This is a genomic window from uncultured Roseibium sp. (assembly GCF_947499295.1).
Lineage (GTDB): Bacteria > Pseudomonadota > Alphaproteobacteria > Rhizobiales > Stappiaceae > Roseibium.
Map to the genome: position 1 here is coordinate 1 of NZ_CANMNP010000095.1, position 1,322 is coordinate 1,322.

The window sequence follows — 1,322 nt, forward strand, 5'->3', positions numbered from 1 at the left end:
GACCACCGGTTCATCAAGAAACTGACCAGGCCGATGATGGGCTTCAAAGTGTTCCATTCAGCAAGTGCCACCCTTGAGGGATTTGAAACAGCGCGCATGATCCGCAAGGGACAACTGAACCAGCCGGGTGTGCCCGCTTACCGCCAGTTCATCAAACTCGCAGGATAACTGTGTCAAGACAAAGCCATTGGTCTCACATCAAGAAAAATGTGCGACACTGCCGAAGGATCTGCCAAAGTGGTGCTATGTCTATACCCTAAAGTGGGCTGAGATAGTTTTTTTAATAGAACCGCCTCGAAACAACCTTTTCTATCCCTAATTGTGGTCACATCTGCCTCCCACATTGATGCGCCACACAGGTAAGTGATTTGAACTATCTGTGTTAATTTGATCTCAAATTATCAGGAGGTGTTCAATGAGTATTTTACCGGAACGATTCGTTAGCGAAGGAACAGCCGAAGACGACGTCTTGTTCGGCACTTTAGTTTCTAGTTTGAAGGGGAAAGGTGGAAATGATGTCCTAGTTTCCGGTGGTGGCAATGTTTGGATGAGCGGTGGAAAAGGAAAAGATACACTTGATGCTCGGGATGAGGGCACCACTATTAGCGAAGGTGGCAGGAACGCTGACATTTTTATCTTTGACGATAAAGGTGGCAACCATGCCGTAACGGACTTCTCGCGTAAAGAATTTGATAAAATACAATTGTTCGGCGATAGCGAATTTGATTGGCAAAGGACAGATCTTTTCGAGGTTACAGTTTCTTATGGCGACACGACTATTGTTTTCGAAAACATGACCGGCCGAGAATTTAGTTACGACGACGTTTTCGTTTAGGACCTATACGATCCCCAACACCCTGAACCGAGCGTGTCGCAAAGTTTTTCGCGTTAACCACGCCTTGGGGTTTGGCTGTTGAAAGGACGCTCCAGAAATTGGAGTTCCGAGTGATGATTTTGAGTGGCATCGTTGAAAAACTGAAATGCCAATCGAAGGGTGACTTCAAAGGTAGACAGTTCGAGGCCTGGCTGATCATCCAGGCAGTCTCCTGGTACATGTGTTATCCGCTTAGCTATCGGGGGTAGTGTCCGGTCACATTGCCGGTGCTGTCGACAACGATGGTCATCGTTGAATCGGACTGGTTCTCTGAAGTGGTCCCTGAAATTCGGACAGGTTGCTAAGGTGACGCCGTCGATTTGTTGGGGCGTGTTCGAATGGGAGAGCGTCTGGTTAGATCATCCGCCGGCCTATGCCGACAATATCCCCCAACTTGTTATGTTCATCGCCCTCGACCATCTGTTCTGTCCCTTTCATCCAAGCGCGG

Annotated in this window: 2 protein-coding genes and 1 pseudogene; all 3 read left to right on the forward strand. The window is 48.2% G+C overall.

The window, feature by feature from the left end; genetic code table 11:
- On the forward strand, positions 1 to 168 hold a 168-nt coding region (locus tag Q0835_RS29865), incomplete at its 5' end, for a DDE-type integrase/transposase/recombinase (protein WP_298967118.1).
- 247 nt (positions 169 to 415) lie between these two features.
- Positions 416 to 835 (forward strand): hypothetical protein, encoded by a 420-nt coding sequence (locus tag Q0835_RS29870; protein WP_298967116.1) that lies wholly within the window; start codon positions 416 to 418, stop codon positions 833 to 835.
- Positions 836 to 948: 113 nt separating this feature from the next.
- Positions 949 to 1,077: pseudogene (locus tag Q0835_RS29875) on the forward strand (IS6 family transposase); the annotation flags it as partial.
- Between the last annotated feature and the right edge of the window lie 245 nt (positions 1,078 to 1,322).

Bases quoted from the DNA above. Each gene is read 5' to 3' on its own strand.
- Q0835_RS29870 (WP_298967116.1), top strand. From the start codon at position 416: ATGAGTATTTTACCGGAACGATTCGTTAGCGAAGGAACAGCCGAAGAC.